General features: G+C 71.3%; 17 protein-coding genes and 1 tRNA gene. 11 read left to right on the top strand and 7 right to left on the bottom strand.

Annotated features, from left to right (window positions below; translation table 11 throughout):
• Nucleotides 1–402: 402 nt before the first annotated feature.
• Entirely contained in the window at nt 403–1,290 is an 888-nt protein-coding gene (locus MHY49_RS07650) for a winged helix family transcriptional regulator (RefSeq protein WP_239203435.1), read from the bottom strand.
• Between the two features lie 416 nt (nt 1,291–1,706).
• Complete coding sequence (gene upp / locus MHY49_RS07645) at nt 1,707–2,345, bottom strand: uracil phosphoribosyltransferase (protein ID WP_239203434.1); 639 nt, start codon at nt 2,343–2,345, stop codon at nt 1,707–1,709.
• 122 nt (nt 2,346–2,467) lie between these two features.
• Between upp and MHY49_RS07640 the strand changes: the two genes are divergently transcribed.
• The 7 genes from MHY49_RS07640 to MHY49_RS07615 all read left to right on the top strand — a co-directional run bounded on the left by MHY49_RS07640 (nt 2,468) and on the right by MHY49_RS07615 (nt 7,368).
• On the top strand, nt 2,468–3,013 hold the full coding sequence (locus tag MHY49_RS07640; RefSeq protein WP_239203433.1) for a dihydrofolate reductase family protein: 546 nt from the start codon (nt 2,468–2,470) through the stop codon (nt 3,011–3,013).
• Entirely contained in the window at nt 3,010–3,555 is a 546-nt protein-coding gene (locus MHY49_RS19320) for a helix-turn-helix transcriptional regulator (protein WP_370646040.1), read from the top strand. The genes MHY49_RS07640 and MHY49_RS19320 overlap by 4 nt, the downstream gene beginning before the upstream one ends.
• A gap of 70 nt (nt 3,556–3,625) precedes the next feature.
• The gene (locus MHY49_RS07635; RefSeq protein ID WP_239203432.1) at nt 3,626–4,042 is read left to right on the top strand and encodes a VOC family protein; all 417 of its coding nucleotides are present in this window, start codon (nt 3,626–3,628) and stop codon (nt 4,040–4,042) included.
• Between the two features lie 92 nt (nt 4,043–4,134).
• Nucleotides 4,135–4,596, top strand: coding sequence for a nucleoside deaminase (locus MHY49_RS07630; protein WP_239203459.1), 462 nt, complete (start codon nt 4,135–4,137; stop codon nt 4,594–4,596).
• Between the two features lie 119 nt (nt 4,597–4,715).
• The gene (locus MHY49_RS19315) at nt 4,716–5,744 is read left to right on the top strand and encodes a methionine ABC transporter ATP-binding protein (protein ID WP_228356447.1); all 1,029 of its coding nucleotides are present in this window, start codon (nt 4,716–4,718) and stop codon (nt 5,742–5,744) included.
• Nucleotides 5,741–6,436: a methionine ABC transporter permease gene (locus MHY49_RS07620; protein WP_200503337.1), complete on the top strand. Its 696-nt coding sequence runs from the start codon at nt 5,741–5,743 to the stop codon at nt 6,434–6,436. Before MHY49_RS19315 ends, MHY49_RS07620 begins: the two co-directional genes overlap by 4 nt.
• An 80-nt stretch (nt 6,437–6,516) precedes the next feature.
• Nucleotides 6,517–7,368, top strand: coding sequence for a MetQ/NlpA family ABC transporter substrate-binding protein (locus MHY49_RS07615; protein WP_239203431.1), 852 nt, complete (start codon nt 6,517–6,519; stop codon nt 7,366–7,368).
• A gap of 48 nt (nt 7,369–7,416) precedes the next feature.
• On the opposite strand, the gene MHY49_RS07610 is transcribed toward MHY49_RS07615, so the two are convergent.
• Nucleotides 7,417–9,693, bottom strand: a complete 2,277-nt coding sequence (locus MHY49_RS07610) for a S9 family peptidase (RefSeq protein ID WP_239203430.1) — start codon at nt 9,691–9,693, stop codon at nt 7,417–7,419.
• Between the two features lie 93 nt (nt 9,694–9,786).
• Here MHY49_RS07610 and MHY49_RS07605 point away from each other — a divergent pair.
• The 4 genes from MHY49_RS07605 (at nt 9,787) to MHY49_RS07590 (ending at nt 15,205) form a co-directional block, all read left to right on the top strand.
• Nucleotides 9,787–9,872, top strand: a tRNA-Ser gene (locus tag MHY49_RS07605).
• Nucleotides 9,873–10,024: 152 nt separating this feature from the next.
• The gene (locus tag MHY49_RS07600; RefSeq protein ID WP_239203429.1) at nt 10,025–11,422 is read left to right on the top strand and encodes an FAD-dependent oxidoreductase; all 1,398 of its coding nucleotides are present in this window, start codon (nt 10,025–10,027) and stop codon (nt 11,420–11,422) included.
• 139 nt (nt 11,423–11,561) lie between these two features.
• Nucleotides 11,562–13,250, top strand: coding sequence for a beta-galactosidase (locus MHY49_RS07595; RefSeq protein ID WP_239203428.1), 1,689 nt, complete (start codon nt 11,562–11,564; stop codon nt 13,248–13,250).
• Nucleotides 13,184–15,205: a beta galactosidase jelly roll domain-containing protein gene (locus MHY49_RS07590; RefSeq protein ID WP_239203427.1), complete on the top strand. Its 2,022-nt coding sequence runs from the start codon at nt 13,184–13,186 to the stop codon at nt 15,203–15,205. The genes MHY49_RS07595 and MHY49_RS07590 overlap by 67 nt, the downstream gene beginning before the upstream one ends.
• A gap of 54 nt (nt 15,206–15,259) precedes the next feature.
• Here MHY49_RS07590 and MHY49_RS07585 read toward each other — a convergent pair whose 3' ends face one another.
• The 4 genes from MHY49_RS07585 to MHY49_RS07570 all read right to left on the bottom strand — a co-directional run bounded on the left by MHY49_RS07585 (nt 15,260) and on the right by MHY49_RS07570 (nt 19,068).
• Complete coding sequence (locus MHY49_RS07585) at nt 15,260–15,808, bottom strand: NYN domain-containing protein (protein ID WP_239203426.1); 549 nt, start codon at nt 15,806–15,808, stop codon at nt 15,260–15,262.
• Nucleotides 15,809–15,960: 152 nt separating this feature from the next.
• A complete protein-coding gene (locus tag MHY49_RS07580) occupies nt 15,961–16,872 on the bottom strand; it encodes a carbohydrate ABC transporter permease (protein ID WP_200503332.1) in 912 nt (303 codons plus the stop codon).
• Nucleotides 16,869–17,771 (bottom strand): carbohydrate ABC transporter permease, encoded by a 903-nt coding sequence (locus MHY49_RS07575; RefSeq protein WP_239203425.1) that lies wholly within the window; start codon nt 17,769–17,771, stop codon nt 16,869–16,871. The genes MHY49_RS07580 and MHY49_RS07575 overlap by 4 nt, the downstream gene beginning before the upstream one ends.
• 13 nt (nt 17,772–17,784) lie before the next feature.
• Nucleotides 17,785–19,068 (bottom strand): ABC transporter substrate-binding protein, encoded by a 1,284-nt coding sequence (locus tag MHY49_RS07570; RefSeq protein ID WP_239203424.1) that lies wholly within the window; start codon nt 19,066–19,068, stop codon nt 17,785–17,787.
• Nucleotides 19,069–19,121: the final 53 nt, after the last annotated feature.

Below are 19,121 nucleotides of genomic sequence, written 5' to 3'. Positions count from 1 at the left end.
ATGTTCGCGTTTACATCCGCTCGCCGCGACCCGTAGCATCGTCCCGGACGTCGCCTCCTCGATCCCCCTCGCGGGAGGCGACGAACGGGTCCTCCGACGTTCCCCCCGATATCGGTGGACCCGTGTTGCCTGGTCGTCCGCACCCACCACCATTGAGGGACGGCTGGCATCGCGAACGGCCCGTGAGCCCCGACAGTGCGTCGATGTGAGCTCCGGGCCGTTCGCTCTTCCCGGATTCTGGCTCGTCCCGGATCCTCGTCCCTCCCGGATCCTCGACTTTCCCGGACCTGGGACGACGACGAGCGCTCGTCGCCGAATGCATCGGCCCGGACGAGCGGCTGCCCGTCCGGGCCGATGGTCCTCGGGTGGGGGTCTGCGGTGGAGGACCGGGGAAGGGCGCGATCAGTCGAGGATCGCGACGTCGCTTCCGGTGTCCAGGCGGTAGCCCGCGCCGCGCACCGTGGAGATCAGGCGGCGGTAGCGGCCGAGCTTCGCGCGCACGCGGCGCACGTGCACGTCGACGGTGCGCTCACCGGTCTCGGACGAGGCGTCGGCCCACACGGACTCCATGAGCTCGTCGCGGCCGATGATCCGACGGGCGCCGCGCGCCAGGTGCGCCAGCAGCTCGAACTCCTTGTAGGTGAGGTCCACGTCCTCGCCGTCGATGCGCACGCGGCGGCCGAAGAGGTCGATCACCAGCGAGCAGTCCGTGCTCGCGGAGGGGGCGGCGTTCGGGCTCACGGCGGTGGCGCGCAGCAGGCGCTGGCGCGCCGCCTCGGCGTCCCGGCGGGCCGGGGAGTTCGGCGAGACGACGCCGGTGCGGCGCGTGCGCTCGGGCTGCGCGGCCTCGCCGTCCTGGGTGCGCGGAGGGAGGGCCCGCAGGGTGGGTGCGGTGCTCGCGGCCTCGGTCTCCCCGGTGGGGGAGAAGGGGCGCGGGGAGCGCACGCCCACGCTCGCCGAGGCGCGGCGGCCTGCCGTCAGGCGACGCGCGTTGGCGCGCAGCGCGTCGGCGATCTGGGCGGCCTCGACGTCGGGCGTGCCGGCCGGCAGCGTGACCGTGAGGGTCAGCGTGACCTGGTCGGACTCCGGCGCGGCGGTCAGGGCGGACGAGCCGGCGGACTGCCCGGCGGCGCCCGGGGCGCGGAAGGCGGGACGGCCGGTGTGCTGCGGACGCAGGGCGCGGGGTCCGCGGTCGTGCGCGGGGCGCTCGAGACGGGCGGCCGGGCTCTGACCGGCGACGCTCTGCGGGGTGCGGGTCTGGGTGACAGGACTGTTCAGGGTGATGCTCATGATGCGTTCTCCGGGTTCGTGCACGCCTGGTGCAACGGGTGGGGACCCGGGATCCCAGTTCCGATCGACGCGTCAGGTTCGCGGATCGCTGGGCTGTGCTCCCGGCCGGCACCTGGAGCCCGCGCCTTCCGGCCGGCTCCTGTCAGCCGACCCCGGAGGATTCTCGAGCGCTCAGAGGCTCGGCTGACGGTGCATCATGCACATGCACATCATCATCGAACGCATCATCGAGCGGGCCGCCGTCGTGGCGACCTCTCGGCTCGGAGCGTTCGTGAACATGTCGGCCATCATGCCCGAGGCCGGCGCGCGGCCTCAAGCGGGTGTTCGCATCCTGGGACGCGCGAGGTCAGAGTCCGGTGGAACCCGTTGGAACCCGGTGGGACCCGGCGAGAGCCGTCGTCCGTCGGCGGGCCCTCTCAGTCGACGACGCCGAAGAGGCGGTCGCCCGCGTCGCCGAGCCCGGGGACGATGTAGCCCTTCTCGTTGAGCTTCTCGTCGATCGCGGCGGTGACCACGGTGAGGTCGATGGCCGGATCGATCTGCTCCTCGAGGGTCTTCAGGCCCTCGGGGGCGCACAGCAGCGTCACGCAGGTGATGTCCTTCGCGCCGCGCTCGTGCAGGTAGTTCACGGAGGCGATGAGGGTGTGACCGGTCGCGAGCATCGGGTCCAGCACGAAGCACTGGCGGTCGGTGAGGTCGTCCGGGAGGCGGTTCGCGTAGGTCGTGACCTCGAGGGTCTCGTCGTTGCGGACCATGCCCAGGAAGCCAACCTCTGCCGTCGGCAGCAGGCGGGTCATGCCGTCGAGCATGCCCAGGCCCGCGCGCAGGATCGGGACCACCATGGGCTTGGGGTCCGTCAGGCGCGTGCCGGTCATCGTGGTCACCGGGGTCTCGATCTCGACGGGTGCGACCGCGACGTTGCGCGTGGCCTCGTAGGCCAGCAGGGTCACCAGCTCGTCGGCCAGGAGGCGGAACATCGAGGACCGCGTCTCGGCCTTGCGGAGCGCCGTCAGCTTGTGGGCGACGAGGGGATGGTCGAGTTCGAGCACGCGCATGGCGCCGAATCTACCCGACGCCTCTGTGCGCGGGATCCGTTCGGGGGAGCCCCGGCGAATACTGGGACCAACACCTCGCAGCGACCGACCCGCGGCGCTGCGCCGGCGCGCAGGAGGCCCTGATGACCCGCTATCGCTTCCTCACCGCGACCAGCCTCGACGGCTTCCTCGCCGACGAGCACGAGAGCCTGGACTGGCTGCTCTCCCAGTCCACCGACCCCGCGCAGAGCATCCTTCCCTACGACGACTTCGTCGAGGAGGTCGGTGCGGTGGTCTCCGGGCGCTCGACCTACGACTGGGTGGTGGGGCACCTCGAGACCGTCGCGGATGCCTGGGTCTACGACCAGCCCACGTTCGTCTTCTCCCATCGGGAGCTGCCCGAGGACTTCGCGGGCATCACCCGCGTCGCGGGGCCTCCCGCCGAGCACCGCGCCCGGCTCGAGGAGGCCGCGGGCGACAAGGACGTCTGGATCGTGGGCGGCGGGGACCTCGCCCACTCGTTCGCGGAGGCCGGGATGCTCGACGAGGTCTTCGTGTCCATCGCCCCGGTGACGCTCGGAAGCGGGAAGCCCCTGATGGGAGGGCGCCTCGACCTGGAGCTGCGCGAGTTCGGGAGGAACGGCTCCCTGCTCGAGGCGCGCTATGCGGTGTGCGGAGCGCGGAGATGAGGGCGCGGACGAGAACTCGGCGAGGGCTGACGCACGACGCGAGATCCGACGCGGACGGCGCCGCCGCGGTCGGCGCGGCCCCGAGTGCGCCCACACGGCCCGGCGAGTCCACGGCTCGGCGTGTGCTGCGCGTCAAGGATCTCCTGGACCGGGACTTCGCAGGCCGCTGGGACCTGGGGTCCATGGCGCGTGCCGCCCACCTCTCGCCCACCCACTTCCGGCGCTGCTTCCTCCGAGCCTTCGGCCGCAGTCCCTCTGCGTATCTCACCGCCCGACGGATCGAGCGAGCGCAGTGGCTCCTGCGGACCAGCGACCTGCCCATCACGCAGATCGCGCGACACGTGGGATACGAGAGCCTCGGCACCTTCACGCGGACGTTCCACCGGATGGTGGGTCGCACCCCGAGTGCCCACAGGTCGCTCGGGCCGCCTCCGGGAGTCCCCGCCTGCGTCGTGCGATCCGCGTCTACACCCCACCGCGGAGCAGAGCCGACGGGTGAATCGAGTGGCCGGGTCAGGGGTGGGGCGACCAGCGGCGCGTGATCGCACCGCCGGTCGGGAAATGGACAGTCCGGAGAAGCCGGACGAGGCGGCGCGTGCCTACTCTGAGCCCATGTTCACAGACATCGCGATCACGCCCATGTACGTCACCGATCAGGACGCAGCACTCGCCTTCTACACCGAGAAGCTCGGTTTCGCCGTCGAGACCGATGTGGACCTCGGGAACATGCGCTGGCTCACCGTCACGCTTCCTGCAGCCCCGCACAGGGCTGTGCTCCTTCAGCGCATCGGAGACGCAACGGCGACCGGAAGCGCCGAGACGGCTGACCTGCTGCGGGAGCTCACGGAGCGCGGCACTTCGAGCTGGATGATCCTCGCGAGCGACGACGTGGACGCGGACCATGCCCGGTTGCGCGCCGCGGGGGTCGAGATCGTCCAGGAGCCCACCACACGTCCCTACGGCAGGGACATGGCGCTGCGGGATCCGTTCGGGAACCAGATCCGGGTCACCCAGTACCTCGAGGAGTGAGCCGCCGAGCACTCCTGTCGGCGGGCGAGAATGGAGCCGTGACGGACACCAGCCCGACGGCCGACGAGCCCTCGCTCTCCACCGACGCCGCGATGGAGGACGACGACCTCATGGGCATCGCCCTCGACGAGGCGCGCGCCGCCGCGGACCGCGAGCCGGCCGACGTCCCCATCGGCGCTGTCGTCCTGGACCCGGCTGGGCGCGTGATCGCGCGGGCAGGGAACCGCCGGGAGGCCGACGAGGACCCGACCGCGCACGCCGAGATCCTCGCCCTGCGAGAGGCCGCCCGCGCGACGGGACGCTGGAACCTCACCGGCTGCACGCTCGCCGTCACGCTCGAGCCGTGCACCATGTGCGCCGGGGCGATCGTCCTCGCGCGGATCGCCCGCGTCGTGGTCGGCGCCCCGGACCCGAAGGCCGGGGCCGCCGGGTCCCTCTACGACCTCGTGCGCGAGCCTCGGCTGAACCATCGCGCCGAGCTCACCACGGGCGTGCGGGAGCAGGAGTGCGGGGACCTGCTGCGCGGTTTCTTCCGGGCCCGCCGCAGGCGCTGAGGCGCGCACCACACGCCGCGGCCCCGCGCGGTGATCCCTCCCACGCCTCCCCCGGTCAGATGACGTTTCGTGAACGCAGGGGTCGGCAGGTGCGCTAGGGGGATGCTCTACTTCTGCTTGTGATCACTCTCGAAGGCCTCACCAAGGTCTTCCCCGCGCCCGGCGGGGGAGACCCCGTCACCGCGCTCGACGGCATCGACCTGACCGTCGACGCCGGCCAGATCCACGGGATCGTCGGCCGCTCCGGCGCCGGGAAGTCCACGCTCATCCGCTGCCTCACCGGGCTCGAGAAGCCCACGTCCGGCAGCGTCCGCATCGACGGCACGGACATCGCCGCGCTCGACGGGCCCGCCCTGCGTGCGGCGCGCCGCGAGATCGGCATGGTCTTCCAGCACGCGAACCTGCTGGACTCCCGCACCGCCGCCCGCAACATCGCCCACCCGCTCGAGATCGCCGGTGTGGGCCGTGAGCAGCGCTCCGCGCGCGTCGCCGAGCTCGTGGACCTCGTGGGCCTCGCCGGCCGCGAGCACAACCATCCCGCGCAGCTCTCGGGCGGTCAGATCCAGCGCGTGGGCATCGCTCGCGGTCTCGCCGCCGAGCCCAAGGTGCTGCTGTGCGACGAGCCCACCAGTGCGCTCGACCCGACGACGACCCGGCAGATCCTCGCGCTCATCCGCAGCCTGCGCGACCGCCTGGGCATCACCGTCCTCATGATCACGCACGAGATGAGCGTGGTCCGCGAGATCTGCGACTCCGTGACCCTCCTCGAGGACGGCAGGGTGCGCCAGTCCGGTGCGCTCGCCGACGTCGCCTCGGACCCGCACGGCCCGCTCAGCAGCGAGCTGATCCCGCTGCCGCCGGCCCCGACGGGCATCAGCGCGCGCGTGGTCGACTGCGACTACGGCGCCGACCCGCAGAACGAGAAGGCCGTGGCCAGCAGCGAGGAGCTCGTGCGGATCGCCGCCGAGCACGGAGCGCTCGCGCAGATCGTCGCCGGCACCATCGAGACCATCGCCGGACGCCAGGTGGGCCGCGTGCAGCTGGCCCTGCGCAACGAGGACGACACCCCGATCAGCGAGGAGGGCCTCGCGGCCTTCCTACGCGAGCTCGAGGGCCGCGGCGTCGTCACGAAGGAGGCCTCGGCATGAGCGAATGGCTGAGCAACCCCGTCTTCACCACCTGGGACTCCAACACGAGCCTGTGGTCGAACACGCTGATCACCCTCTACATGACGATCGGCACGATGATCTTCGCGGCGCTCATCGGCACCCCGCTCGGAGTGCTGCTGTTCGAGACCGACCGCGCCGCCGGCGGCGGCGCCCGCTGGGTGAACCGGATCGTCGGCTTCATCGTGAACGTGGGCCGCTCGTTCCCGTTCATCATCCTGATCATCGCGCTGATCCCCGTCACGAGAATCGTGGTGGGCCGCGTGACCGGCCCGAACGCCGCCATGTTCGCGCTCGTGGTCTCCGCGATCCCGTTCCTCGCCCGCCTCATCGAGATCAACCTGCGCGAGATCCCCGCCGGGAAGATCGAGGCGGTGCAGATGATGGGCGCGAGCCGCTGGCAGGTCATCCGCCAGGTGCTGTTCCCCGAGGCGCTGCCCGGGATCATCGGCTCGCTGACCACCACCACGATCGCCGTCATCGGCTATACCGCCATGGCGGGCGCCGTGGGCGGGAAGGGACTGGGCGACCTCGCCAACCGCATGGGCTACCAGTCGTACGACAACGTCGTGATGATCTCGACCGTCGTCGTCCTCATCGTCATCGTGATCCTCGTGCAGTCGCTGGGCTCGGTGCTCGCCCGCGCGGTCGACCACCGCGCACGCAACGCCTGAGCCCTGACCCCGAGGCCCCTTCCCCGTCCGTCCTCGCCCTTCCGCCCCACCACTCCGTTCCACTCCCCGAGGAGATCCCCATGTCGCACCTGACCCGCCGCTCCCTGTTCGCCTCCGGCGCCGGCCTCGCCGCGCTCTCGATCACCGGCTGCGGCCTGGTGGGCGGGGGCTCCGACGGCCCCGAGGAGAAGGACGGGGTGACCACGATCAAGATCGGCGCCTCGCCCAAGCCCCACCAGGAGATCCTGGAGTTCGTCAGCAAGAACCTCGCCGAGGACGCGGGCCTGAAGCTGGACATCACGCCCTACACGGACTACCAGATCCCGAACCAGGCGCTGAACGACGGCGACATCGACGCGAACTACTACCAGAACCAGCCGTTCCTGGACTCGCAGGAGAAGGAGAAGGGCTACGACTTCTTCGCGTTCAAGGGCGTGCACATCGAGCCCCTGGGCCTGTACTCCGAGAAGATCACGAAGCTCGACGAGCTGAAGGACGGCGACGAGATCGCGATCGCCAACGACCCCACCAACCGCGGCCGCGGCCTGGGACTGCTCGCCGAGGCGGGTCTGATCACCCTCAAGGACGGCGTCGAGGTCACCGACGCGACCACCAAGGACGTCGCCGAGAACCCGCAGAAGCTGAAGTTCACGGAGATCGAGGCCGCCCAGATCCCGCGCACTCTGGGCGACTTCGCGGCGGGCGTCGTCAACGGCAACTACGCGATCGAGTCGGGCCTCAAGCCCTCCGAGGACTCGATCGTGCTCGAGAAGAGCGACGCGGAGAACCCCTACGCGAACTTCGTGGTGGTGCGCAGCGAGGAGAAGGACAACGCCGCGCTGAAGAAGCTCGACGAGCTCCTGCACTCCGACAAGGTCAAGGACTTCATCACCACCACGTACACCGACGGGTCGGTCATCCCGGCCTTCTGACCGGTCGGGCCCGGCGGACGATCGACGTCCGTCGGGCCCTCCGGCCGCTCAGATCCGGGCGGTCGCGCCGATCTGGTCGAGCAGCCAGGCGAGCTCGTCGGCCCGCTGCTCCCACTTCGCGTAGCGGCCCGAGCGCCCGCCGTGCCCGGCGACCATCTCGCAGCGGAACACGATCGGCCGCTCGTCCTGGTCGCTGGTCACGGTCTCGCGCAGGCGCGCCACCCACTTCGCGGGCTCAACGAAGAACACGCGGGTGTCGTTCAACGAGGTCGAGGCGAAGATCGCCGGGTACTCGACCTCCCGCACGTTCTCGTACGGCGAGTAGGACTTCATGTACGCGTAGACCTCGGGATCGTGCAGCGGGTCGCCCCACTCCTCCCACTCGCCCACGGTGAGGGGGAGCGAGGGGTCCAGGATCGTGGTGAGCGCGTCCACGAAGGGCACGCCCGCGATGATCGCCCGGAACCGCTCGGGGGCGAGGTTCGCGATCGCGCCCATGAGCAGGCCTCCCGCGCTGCGGCCCTCCGCGGAGAGGCGGTCCGGCGCGACCCAGCCCGCGTCGACCAGGTGCGCGGCGCAGTCCACGAAGTCGGTGAAGGTGTTGCGCTTCTCGAGCAGCTTGCCGTGCTCGTACCAGGGCCTGCCCATCTCGCCGCCGCCGCGCACATGCGCCACGGCGACCACGACCCCGCGGTCCAGGAGGGACAGGCGGGTGGGCACGAACGAGGGGTCCATGGACGCCTCGTAGGAGCCATAGCCGTAGAGGTAGCCGGGGTTCGTCGCGTCGGGCGCGACCTCCCGGCGGGCGGCCAGCGAGATCGGGATCGAGGTGCCGTCGGCCGCCCGCGCCCACAGGCGCTTCTCGACGTACAGCTCCGGGTCGTATCCCGGGACCGGGGTGCGGCGCAGCACCTCGTGCTCGCGGGTGCGCACGTCGACCTGGGCGATCGTCGACGGGGTGAGCAGGCTCGTGAGCTGGTAGCGCAGGAGCTGCTCGTCGAACTGGTGGTTCGCCTGCAGGAACACGGTGTCGAGCTCGCCGCCGTGGGAGACGTCCCAGGCGTCCTCGACCGCCCAGGCGTGCGCCGCCGTATCCCCGTCGACGTCAGCGCCAGCACCGGCCTCAGCGTTCGACCCTGTGCCCGCGCCCGTCGCCCCGCGCCGGGGGATCACGCGCACCGCGGCGAGCCCGCCGCTGCGCAGCTCGAGCGCGGCGAAGCCCGCGAAGGCGTCGACGGACTCGAGGCGCTCGCCGTCGGCGGCCTCGAGGATCGTCGTCCAGGATCCCGGGTCCTCGAGCGATGCGGTTGCGAGTGCGAAGCCGGGCGCCCCGTCGTTGTGGACCACCAGCAGGTGGTCCCCGGCGGGCTCGAGAGAGTACTCGATCCCGGGCCGGCGTCCGCCGGCGGATCGCGGCGCCGAGGTGGGATCCGAGAGGTCCAGGAGCCAGCCCTCGCTGGTCGTGGTCGAGGCGGCCTCGATGATCAGCGTGGAGCCGTCGCGGGACGTCCCGAAGCCGATCGAGAAGCGCTCATCGGTCTCCTCGAGGACCAGCTGATCCTCCTGGGCGTCCGTCCCCAGGCGGTGACGCCAGATCTGGTGCTGGCGCCAGGCGTCGTCGACCCGCGCGTAGAACAGCCACTGCTCATCGGTCGAGAACGCGAGCCCGTAGCCGGCGCCGCGCACCGCCTCGTCGATCACCTCGCCGCCGGCGCTGCCTGTGCCGTCCGCACTGCCGCGGCGCAGGTCCGTGACCACCACGTCGAAGCGCTCGTCGCCGCGCACATCGGTGCTGAAGGCGAGCAGGTCCTGGCTGGGGGAGGGGCGCATGCCGCCGAGGGAGAAGAATTCCCGGCCCTCGGCGAGGGACTGCGCGTCGAGGATCACCTGCTCGCCGGGCAGCAGGACACCGGGCTCGACGGCGGGCACGCCGCCCGCGCCGCGCGGCAGCTCCGGGGTCTCGGCGACGCGTGTGTGCCGCGGGTAGTCCTCGCCCTCGGTGGTGCGGGTGAGGTACCACCAGTCACCGCGGCGCACGGGCACGGACTGGTCCGTCTCCTGGGTGTGGCCGACGAACTCGGAGACGAGGTCGGAGCGCAGCCCCGACAGATGCGCCGTGCGCGCGTCCGCGAAGGCGTTCTCCGCCTCCAGGTGGGCGATGACCTCGGGGTCCTCCTTGACGCGCAGCCACTCGAAGGGATCGCTCACGGTGTCGCCGTGGTGGGTGCGGTCCGTCGGCCGATGGGCGGGGCGGGGCGGCCGGGGCGCGGACGCGGCCGGATCCACGGGCGGCTGGGAGGGAGTCGGGGCATCGGTGCTCGTCATCCCGTCGAGGGTAGTGCCTGCGCCGGTGAACTGGATCGCACGTCGGCGCCCACGGTTTGCCCGTCGTTCATGGCCCTGCGTAGAATCGCGGGCGGTAGCGTGTCCGAGCGGCCGAAGGTGCATCACTCGAAATGATGTGTGGTTAATAGCCACCGCGGGTTCAAATCCCGCCGCTACCGCTCTCGGCCCGGAGCTCGTCCGGGTCCCGAAGGCCCCCGTCGGTTCCGGCGGGGGCCTTCTGCTGTTCTGCACGTCCTCGTCGTCGCGGGGGTAGCGTCGTCGCAGGCCCCTGCGTCGGGACCGCTCGCCGCACCATCCCGGGAGGAACCCCATGACCGCACCGCGCACCCTGACCGCCGACCTGCTCGTCCTGGGGTGGGGGAAAGGAGGGAAGACGCTCGCCGCGAGCATGGCCGCCGCCGGGCGCCGCGTCGTGATGGTCGAGCAGTCCTCCCTGATGTACGGCGGGACCTGCATCAACATCGGCTGCGTGCCCACGAAGACCCTCGTGCACGCCGCGGACGAGCGCCGCGAGGGCGACGACCCCCAGGAGTACTTCGACCGGGCGGTGGATACGCGCGACGCCCTCATCGGGAAGCTCAACGACGTCAACCTGCACATGCTCGCCGACCACGACTCCGTGACGATCGTGGACGGCCGCGCCCGCTTCGTCGGGCCCCGCGAGGTCGAGGTGACCCCCTCCGCAGGCGGCGCCGGCCTCGCCGAGCACCTCCTGATCAGCGCCGAGACCGTCATCGTGAACACCGGCGCCGAGCCCGTCCTGCCCGCGGTGCCCGGCATCGACGGGCCGCGCATCCACACCTCCACCTCGCTGCAGCACGTGAAGCCCTTCCCTCGCCGTCTCGCCGTGATCGGCGCGGGGCCGATCGGCCTCGAGTTCGCCGCGATGTTCCGCAGCTTCGGCAGCGAGGTCACCGTCATCGCCCGCGGCGAGCGGATCCTTCCCGCGGAGGACGACGACGTCGCCGACGCGGTGCGCGAGGTCCTCGAGGACGAGGGCATCACGCTCCTCACCGGGACCTCCGTCGGCGAGTACGTCGACGGCCCGGACGGCGTCGCGCTGCAGGGCACGGACGACGGGAACGGCGCACCGCTCGTGGTCGACGCGGTCCTGGTCGCGACCGGCAGGCGGCCCGCCACCGCGGATCTGGGCCTCGAGCAGGCGGGCATCGAGGTCGACGAGCACGGCGCCGTCGTCGTCGACGACCAGCTGCGCACGAGCGCCGAGGGCGTGTTCGCGATGGGCGACGTCCACGGGCACGGGCAGCAGACCTACCTCTCCCTCGACGACAGCCGCATCGTGGCCTCCGCGCTCACGGGCGACGGCTCGCGGCGGCTCTCGGACCGCGTCGCGGTGCCGTCGACGACCTTCCTCACCCCGCCGCTGTCGGCCGTCGGCCTGACCGAGCGCGAGGCCCGCGAGGCCGACCACGAGGTCCGCACGGTGCTCGCCCCCGTCGCGGGGATCAAGGCGATGCCCCGCCCCAAGACGCTGGGGGACGCCCGCGGCGTGATCAAGGTGGTCGTCGACGCGCAGACCGATCTCGTGCTGGGGGCGCGTCTGTTCCACGTCGACTCCCAGGAGGTCGTGAACCTCGTGGCGCTCGCCATGCGCGCGGGCATCACGGCGACGCAGCTGCGCGACGGGATCTGGACCCACCCGTCCTCGACCGAGGCGCTCAACGAGGTGCTCGGCCGGCTCTCCTGAGGCTCGGCTCGGGGACGGGGCGCCCCGGGAGGTCGCAGTGCCGGGGCGCCTGCTCACCCGCTGTTAGTGTGTCAATCGATTCGCAGGTGCGGCACGGTCCCCGTGGCGCACTCCGCCGCAGACTCGACGAGGAGTCCCCATGGGCCATCGCTCCCACTCTCCCCTCCCCCTCGGCCCTCGCTCGGCGGTCTCCCGCTCGGCGTTCCTGCGGGCGGGCGCATCCCTCACCGTCCCCGCCGTCGCCGGGCCGGCCGTTCTCGGCGCGTCGTCCGCCCAGGCATCGCCCGCACCTCGCGGGCCCGCGACGTCCGTCCCCACCGCTCCCGGGCGCGGCGGGGACGACGATCCCCTCGAGGACGGTCTGGTCCACGGCAGCAGCCTCTTCCCGGGCAACGACGGCCAGGCGCACGAGGTCACGTGGGACGCCCGCTCCTTCCGCATCGACGGCGAGCGGCTCCACCTCTACGCCGGCGAGATCCATCCGTGGCGCGTCCCCGCCCCCGCGCAGTGGCGCGAGCTTCTGCAGCTCATGCGTGCTGCAGGATTCAACGCGGTCTCCTTCTACTTCTTCTGGGGCCTGCACCAGAGCGAGAGCGGCGGACCCTTCGACTTCACGGGCATCAAGGACGTGGACCTGCTCCTCCGCATCGCTGAGCAGGAGGGGCTCTTCGTGATCGCACGTCCGGGCCCCTACGTGAACGCGGAAATCTCCATGGGCGGCCTGCCCGCGTACATGACGAACCGCGCCGCTTCCCTGCGCTCGACCGACCCGCAGAACCTCGCCGACTCGAAGGACTGGTTGAGCGCGATCGGCGAGATCATCGCCCGCCACCAGATCACCGACGGCGGCGGCAGCGTCCTCATGTGGCAGATCGAGAACGAACTGATCGACGACGACGCCCCGCGCAAGGAGTTCGTGCGCGCATTGGCCCAGCACGTGCGGGGAATCGGCATCGACGTCCCGCTGTTCCACAACGACTACGGCCTCGGAGGGCGCTTCCGCGACTCGGCGGACCTCGACCTCGACTTCTACGCCTACGACCACTACCCGCTGGGCTTCGACGCGGGCGGGCCCCGGCGGCAGATCGGCGAGGCGGAGGACCAGTTCCGCGAGTACGCGCCGGAGTCCCCGCACTTCATCACCGAGTCGCAGGGCGGTGCATTCACCCCATGGGGCGCGCCCTTCGACGCCGCGCAGGCCTTTGAGTTCACCGATCCCGCCTTCACCCGCCAGTGGGGCGTGCGGAACCTCGGCAACGGCGTCACGGCCTTCAACTACTACATGGCGTTCGGGGGCACGAACTGGGGCTTCACCGGTTCCCCGTCCTCGGGCTTCACGAGCTACGACTACGGCGCCGCGATCACCGAGGACCGTCTGCTCACCGGCAAGCTCGCCGTCCAGAAGGAGCTCGCAGCCCTCCAGGAGGCGCTGCCGCAGATCACCTCGATGGCCCCCGGTGCCGCGCCCGTCGTCCGCGACCTCGACGGCGCCGAGGTGACGGCGTACGCGCGCATCGCCACCGACTCCGAGCCCTCGGCGTCCGACGGCGGCGCTCCGCGTCTGCTCGGCTTCCGCCTCGCCGATTCGAACGACGAGACCGACACCCGCTTCGCCGTGCGTCTCGTGCTCGGCGCGTCCGACGAGGAGGGGGACGACGGCACGGGCGGAGCAGGGCAGCCGGACGCCGACGACGCGGACCCCGCGATCACCTACGAGGGCTCCTGGACCGCGCAGGACGACGCAGCGGCGTTCGGGGGTCCGTGCATCGCACCGAGGCGGCGGGGGCGAGCGCGAGCTGGACGTTCACCGGCACCGGCGTCGACGTGATCACGGCGACCGGCACCGATCACGGCATGGCCGAGGTCCTCATCGACGGGGAGCAGGAGGGAACTTTCACCTCGCACGTCGCCTCGGACCAGAACAGGCCCACGCGCTTCGTCGCCCACCGTGTGCGCGACCTCGAGGACGGCGAGCACACGATCACGGTGCGCGCCCTCGGGAAGAGCGCCGAGGGCGGCACGGGCACGGTCGTCACCCTCGACGCCCTCGACGTGCCCGGAGCGGGGAGCGATGACCCCGACGCCCCGATCCCCGACGGCGCGACCGGATGGGTCCGCGTGCCCCAGAAGGAGGGGGCGCTCCTGCGTCTGCGCGGCCGGGACGCCCTCGTGCTCGCGGCCGACTGCGTCCTGGGTTCGCACGCCCTGCTCTACTCGACGAGCCAGCCCTTCGGCCCCGCGCTCCCGCGCGCGGACGCCGTGCTCCAGCTCCTCGTCGGCGCCGATGGCGACATGGGCGAGACCGTGCTGCGCTACGCGGGCGAGCCGCAGGTCGAGGCGCCGCGGCACGTCGAGACCCACTGGGACGGCGACACCGGTCAGCTGCGGCTCGACCATGTCCACGGTCAGGGCGACGGCGAGGCCTACGAGATCGTCGTGCGCGGTCGTCCCCGCACGGCGAAGGGCATCGGCGAGCGCTCGACGCTGCGCCTGCGGATCCTCTCCCGCAGCGCGGCCGAGCGCACCTGGATCCTCCCCGGCCGGCCGAGCCGCGGCATGGACGCGACCGCGGGATCCGCGGACGCCCACGTGCTGGTCGAGGGTGCCGAGCACGCCCGCGCGGTCGCCTTCGACGGCAGCTCCGCGCACGTCACCGCGGGAGGGTCGGAGGCGGCGGCGCTCCGCCTGGACGTGCCCGACGGCGTGAGGACGGTGCGCGTCGGCGCCCGCAGCGCCCGCGTCGCGGACGGCGTCGCGCACGTCCGCCTGTCCGCCCCGCGCACCGTTCACGTCCCCACGCTGCGCTTCCGCGGCGTCGACGAGGCCCCGGAGATCGCCGTCGACCTCGATGAGGACGGTTGGACCAGGGCCGACGCGACCAAGGGGTCCACGCCCCAGCAGGGCCCGGGTCGCGGCGGCATCGTCCTGGACTCGAACCACTACGGGATGTACGAGGGGTCCGTCTGGTACCGCGCGCGCTTCACCGCCTCGGCCTCGCGCACCCTCACCCTGCAGGCGAACGGCGGCACCGGCCAGCCCGCGACCGGGAAGGCGCCCGCCTTCGCCCAGGCGTGGATCGACGGGACGAGCCTCGGCGCCTTCCCCGCCGACGGCCAGGACCACGAGCTCGCAGTCCCGAAGAGCGCCATCGCCACAGGGAAGGAGACGGTCCTCGCCGTGCTCGTGCACAACCTCGGGCAGAACCTCGACTGGAGCGACGACGGTCTCTCGAAGCAGAACCGGGGCCTCTACGACGCGGTCCTCCCGGCTGACGGAGCCGTCGCCTGGCTGATCCGCGGGGCCGCCGACCCGACGGGGAAGGACGACCCGCTGCGCACCATGTACAACCTCGGCGGGCTCCATGGGGAGCGCGAGGGCTGGCACCTGCCCGGCGTCGACGACCACCGCTGGAAGCGAGCGGACACCATGGTCGCCGCGGGGCCCGGGGTGCGCTGGTACCGCTCGACCTTCCGCCTGCGCGTCCCCGAGGACCAGGACGCCTCCTGGCGCCTCGTGGTCCGCTCGGACCGCTTCACGAAGGATCGCAGCGACCGAAGCCAGGCGGTCCTCTTCGTCAACGGCTGGCAGATCGGGATCTACATCGGGGACGTGGGCCCGCAGAGCGAGTTCACGATCCCCGCCGGCATCCTCGACCCGCGCGGAGAGAACCAGCTGGCCCTATGGGTGGCGGCCAAGGAGAAGGGCGCCGGGCCGGACACCGTCGAGCTGAAGCTCGTCGGCAATCGCACGGGCGGCGTCGGCGACGCGGCACCGCTCGTGTGAGCAGCGGTCGGGACGGGCCGGCGCCGGCGGGCGTCGGCCCTGCCCCGATCGGCGTCAGATGAACTCGTAGGGGTCGAACTCGTCGATCTCGATGACGCGCACGCGCGGCAGCGGGCTGGTGAACGTCCCCGCGTCGAACTCGAGGTCGAGGATCTCCACGCGCGGCACCTGCCGCAGGTCGGAGGCCATGAACTCGCGGAAGCCCACGATCGCGAGGCGCCGCTCCTCGTCCTCCGAGAGCACGCGCATCTGATCGACGAAGTCGCGGTCGTGGCTGACCAGGGCCACGTCGGCCGCACGATCCTTGAGGGCGGTGAGGGTCCGCTGGATCGCGATGTCCACGACCTTGCCGTCGCCGCGCAGCGGGATCGGCGTGTACCCCATGGCGAGCAGCGCCTGCACGAAGCTCGCGGGGAGGTCGCTCGCGACCGCCAGGAAGAACAGCCCGTGGGTGGGCTCGGCCCAGTGCTCCTGGATGAAGCTCAGCAGCGTGTTCCAGCGCGGCCTCTCCTCGGGGTGCGGGCGGCGCCCCAGGACCGAGAGGCCCAGCGTGGCGTCGATGTTCTCGCCGTCGACGAGGAGGTAGGAGCTGCGTTCATCCATGGTGGCGAGCCTATCGGTCGTGGCCGGGTGGTCGGGCGCGGGTCCGACGGGAGTCTGCGCTGCCGGATGCGGGGGAGCGGCCGGATGCTGGGCTGCGGCGGGCGCCGACGCGGGCGGCCCGGCCGGGCTCTCCGCTCGTCGTCCCACGGCGCTCAGCCCTTCACCGAGCCGGACATGAGACCGGCGATGAAGTAGCGCGAGAGCAGCACGTACACCACGAGCGTCGGCAGCGAGGCGAGCAGCGCGCCCGCCATCGAGACCCCGTAATCGGTGAGCAGCGCGCCGTTGGCCAGGTTGTTCAGGGCGAGGGTGACCGGGCCGTTGCGCGGGGTCGAGAAGAACACCGCGAACAGGAAGTCGTTCCAGGCGCTCGTGAACTGCCAGATCCCCACGACCACGAAGCCGGGGATCGCGATCGGCAGCGCGACCGAGGAGAAGGTGCGCAGCATGCCCGCGCCGTCCACGGTCGCGGCCTCGATGAGCTCGTGCGGGATCGTCTCGAAGTAGTTGCGGAAGATCAGGGTGGTGATGGGGATGCCGAAAACCACGTGCAGCAGGATCAGCGAGGGGATCCCGTTGGGGATCTCGGTCGCGAGCACCAGCTGCAGCAGGGGGATCATCACCGCCTGGTAGGGCAGGAACATCCCGAACAGGATGAGGGTGAAGACGATGTCGGCCCCCGGGAAGCGCCACCGCGAGAGGACGAAGCCGTTCAGGCAGCCCAGCACCGAGGAGATGATCGTCGAGGGGATGACCAGCGAGAGGGTCCGGCCCAGCGCCGGGGCGAGCGCCGTCCAGGCCCGCTGCCAGTTCTCCAGCGTCCAGGTGTGCGGGAGCGCCCAGGCCCGCGCGGGGCTGGCATCGCCGCCGGTCTTGAAGCTCGTGATGACCAGCACGTACACGGGGATCAGCACGAACAGCACGCCCAGCAGGATGGCGAGGTAGCGCAGGGTGCGGCCGACGGGCGTGGGGCGGGTGCCGGGGGCGCCGCGGCCGCGGGAGGCGAGCGGGGAGCTCTCGCCGAGCGGCGCGGCGCTCGGCGGCGCGGACGTCGTGGTGCTCATCGGGTGCGCTCCCGGTGCTGCTGGATCAGGTAGGGGACGATGAGGATCGCGATGAACGCGAGCAGCACCGTGCCCACGGCCGCGGCGTTCGCGTAGTCGAAGCTCGACTTGAACACGTACATGTCCACCGCGGGGACCTTGGTCTGGTAGTTCGCGGGCTTCGAGATCGACATGATGAGGTCGAAGGACTTCAGCGACATGTGCGCGATGATGACGATCGCGCTCATGAGCACCGGCGTGAGCTGCGGGAAGATCACGTGCCGGTACATCTGCAGGCTGCTCGCGCCGTCCATGCGGGCGGCCTCGCGCAGGTCGTCGGGCACCCCGCGGAAGCCCGCGAGGAACAGCGCCATGACGTAGCCGGAGAGCTGCCAGATCGCGGGGATCGCGATCGCGGCGATGCCGAAGGCGACCTGGTTCCACCAGGGGTTCTCGAGCGCGTCGAGGCCCACCATCTGGAACAGGCGGTTCAGGCCCGTCGCGCTGTCCCCCTGGTTCGAGTTCAGCAGCCAGCGCCACACCACGCCCGAGGCGACGAAGGAGATCGCCATCGGGAACAGGTAGACGGTCTGGAAGATGCGCCCGCCCGGCAGCGGCCGCTCCAGCAGCCACGCCCACACGAAGCCCACGATCATCGCGCCCACGAGGAACACCGCCGTGAACAGCACGAGGTTCCACAGCGAGTGCTGGAACTGCGGGCTCTTGAACAGGGCGACGTAGTTCTCGAGGAACACGAAGGAGACGTCCTTGCGGCCGTTCGCCTGCGCGGCCGTGTGGTTGTCGGTCATCGACGTCCACAGGTTCCTCGCGATGAGCACGTAGACGAAGACGCCGACCAGCACGAGGGAGGGGGAGATGAGCAGCAGCGGCGGTCCGTACCGGCGCACGCGGGTTCGCATCGAGCTCCGTTCCTCAGCTCGCGTACTTGTCCGCCGCCGCGACCAGGGCCTTCTGGTAGGCCGCGAGGTCGGAGGCGCCCGTGGTGAACTGGCTGGTGGCGTCCGAGAGGTCGTTGAGCCAGGCCACCGGCACTGCGGCGCCGTGGGCGATCGAGGGGGAGATCGCGTCCTCGGCGAAGGACTTCAGGGCCGTCTGCGAGTAGGTGCCGAACTGGGACTCGTCGACGTCGGTGCGCGCGGGGATCGAGCCCTTGGCGAGGTTGAAGGCGAGCTGGCCGTCCTTCGAGGAGAGGGTGTCGAGCCACGCCTTCGCGCCGTCGGCGTTCGGGGCGCCGACGGGAAGGGTGAAGGAGTCGGCGAGGAAGCCGAAGATCTTCTCCTTGCCGGGCAGCGGGAAGTACGTGTAGTCCTCGCCGTCCTTCAGCTTCGCCTGCTGGAAGGCTGCCTCCGCCCAGTCGCCCATCACGTTGTAGGCGGCCTTGCCGTCGATCAGCTGCTGGGTCGCGTCGGGCCAGTCCAGGGAGTCGCGGTCGGTGTTGGTGTACCCCATCATCTTCTGGAAGGCCTCGAGCGAGGACGTCACGGCGGCGTCGTCCCAGGCGGTCTTCCCGTCGAACAGGCCGTTGTACTTCTCGGAGCCGAGCTCGGACATGAGGATGGCCTCGAGCAGGTTCACCTGGCACCAGGTGGTGCCGACGGACAGCGCGGTCACGCCCGCGCCCTTCGCCTTCTCGAGGTCGGCGAGGAAGTCGTCGACGCTGCCCGGGGCCTTCTTCGCGTCGATCCCCGCCTTCTCGAGGACCTTCGCGTTCGCCCACACCACGTTCGAGCGGTGGATGTTCGAGGGGATCGAGTAGATCTTCCCGTCGACCGTCAGGCGGTCCACGAGGTCCTTCGGGAAGGCGTCGGTGAGCTTGTACTCGTCGTAGAGGTCGGAGACGTCCTCGATTTGCGCGGCGTCGATGTAGTCCTGGAGCTCGGCGCCCGCGTGGGCCTGGAAGGTGTCCGGCGGGTCGCTGGCCTGGAGGCGCGACTGCAGCATGTCCTTGGCGGCGGAGCCGGCGCCGCCCGCGACCGCCCCGTTGACGAAGGTGAAGTCCGAGTGCTGCTCGCCGAACACCTTGACCAGCGCGTCGAGGCCGGCCTTCTCGGAGCCGGCGGCCCACCAGGTGAAGACCTCGACGTCGGTGCCGCCGTCGCCGCCGGAGCCGGAATCGCCTCCCGAGCTGCACGCGGCGAGTGCGCCGACGCCGAGGGCGGTGGAGGAGAGGGCGAGGAAACGTCTGCGATCCAGCATGTTCTTCTCCTTCGAAGACACGGGATGGGGTGGGGAGCTGCAGTGGGAGGGGG

Source organism: Brachybacterium sp. ACRRE (genome assembly GCF_022346485.1).
GTDB lineage: Bacteria > Actinomycetota > Actinomycetes > Actinomycetales > Dermabacteraceae > Brachybacterium > Brachybacterium halotolerans.
The sequence above is the reverse complement of the archived record's forward strand: the minus strand, read 5'-3'. Positions and strand labels throughout refer to the sequence as shown.

Coding starts and splice junctions, on each gene's coding strand:
- MHY49_RS07650 (WP_239203435.1), bottom strand. CDS start 1,290: ATGAGCATCACCCTGAACAGTCCTGTCACCCAGACCCGCACCCCGCAG.
- upp (WP_239203434.1), bottom strand. CDS start 2,345: ATGCGCGTGCTCGAACTCGACCATCCCCTCGTCGCCCACAAGCTGACG.
- MHY49_RS07640 (WP_239203433.1), top strand. CDS start 2,468: ATGACCCGCTATCGCTTCCTCACCGCGACCAGCCTCGACGGCTTCCTC.
- MHY49_RS19320 (WP_370646040.1), top strand. CDS start 3,010: ATGAGGGCGCGGACGAGAACTCGGCGAGGGCTGACGCACGACGCGAGA.
- MHY49_RS07635 (WP_239203432.1), top strand. CDS start 3,626: ATGTTCACAGACATCGCGATCACGCCCATGTACGTCACCGATCAGGAC.
- MHY49_RS07630 (WP_239203459.1), top strand. CDS start 4,135: ATGGAGGACGACGACCTCATGGGCATCGCCCTCGACGAGGCGCGCGCC.
- MHY49_RS07620 (WP_200503337.1), top strand. CDS start 5,741: ATGAGCGAATGGCTGAGCAACCCCGTCTTCACCACCTGGGACTCCAAC.
- MHY49_RS07615 (WP_239203431.1), top strand. CDS start 6,517: ATGTCGCACCTGACCCGCCGCTCCCTGTTCGCCTCCGGCGCCGGCCTC.
- MHY49_RS07610 (WP_239203430.1), bottom strand. CDS start 9,693: ATGACGAGCACCGATGCCCCGACTCCCTCCCAGCCGCCCGTGGATCCG.
- MHY49_RS07600 (WP_239203429.1), top strand. CDS start 10,025: ATGACCGCACCGCGCACCCTGACCGCCGACCTGCTCGTCCTGGGGTGG.
- MHY49_RS07595 (WP_239203428.1), top strand. CDS start 11,562: ATGGGCCATCGCTCCCACTCTCCCCTCCCCCTCGGCCCTCGCTCGGCG.
- MHY49_RS07585 (WP_239203426.1), bottom strand. CDS start 15,808: ATGGATGAACGCAGCTCCTACCTCCTCGTCGACGGCGAGAACATCGAC.
- MHY49_RS07580 (WP_200503332.1), bottom strand. CDS start 16,872: ATGAGCACCACGACGTCCGCGCCGCCGAGCGCCGCGCCGCTCGGCGAG.
- MHY49_RS07575 (WP_239203425.1), bottom strand. CDS start 17,771: ATGCGAACCCGCGTGCGCCGGTACGGACCGCCGCTGCTGCTCATCTCC.
- MHY49_RS07570 (WP_239203424.1), bottom strand. CDS start 19,068: ATGCTGGATCGCAGACGTTTCCTCGCCCTCTCCTCCACCGCCCTCGGC.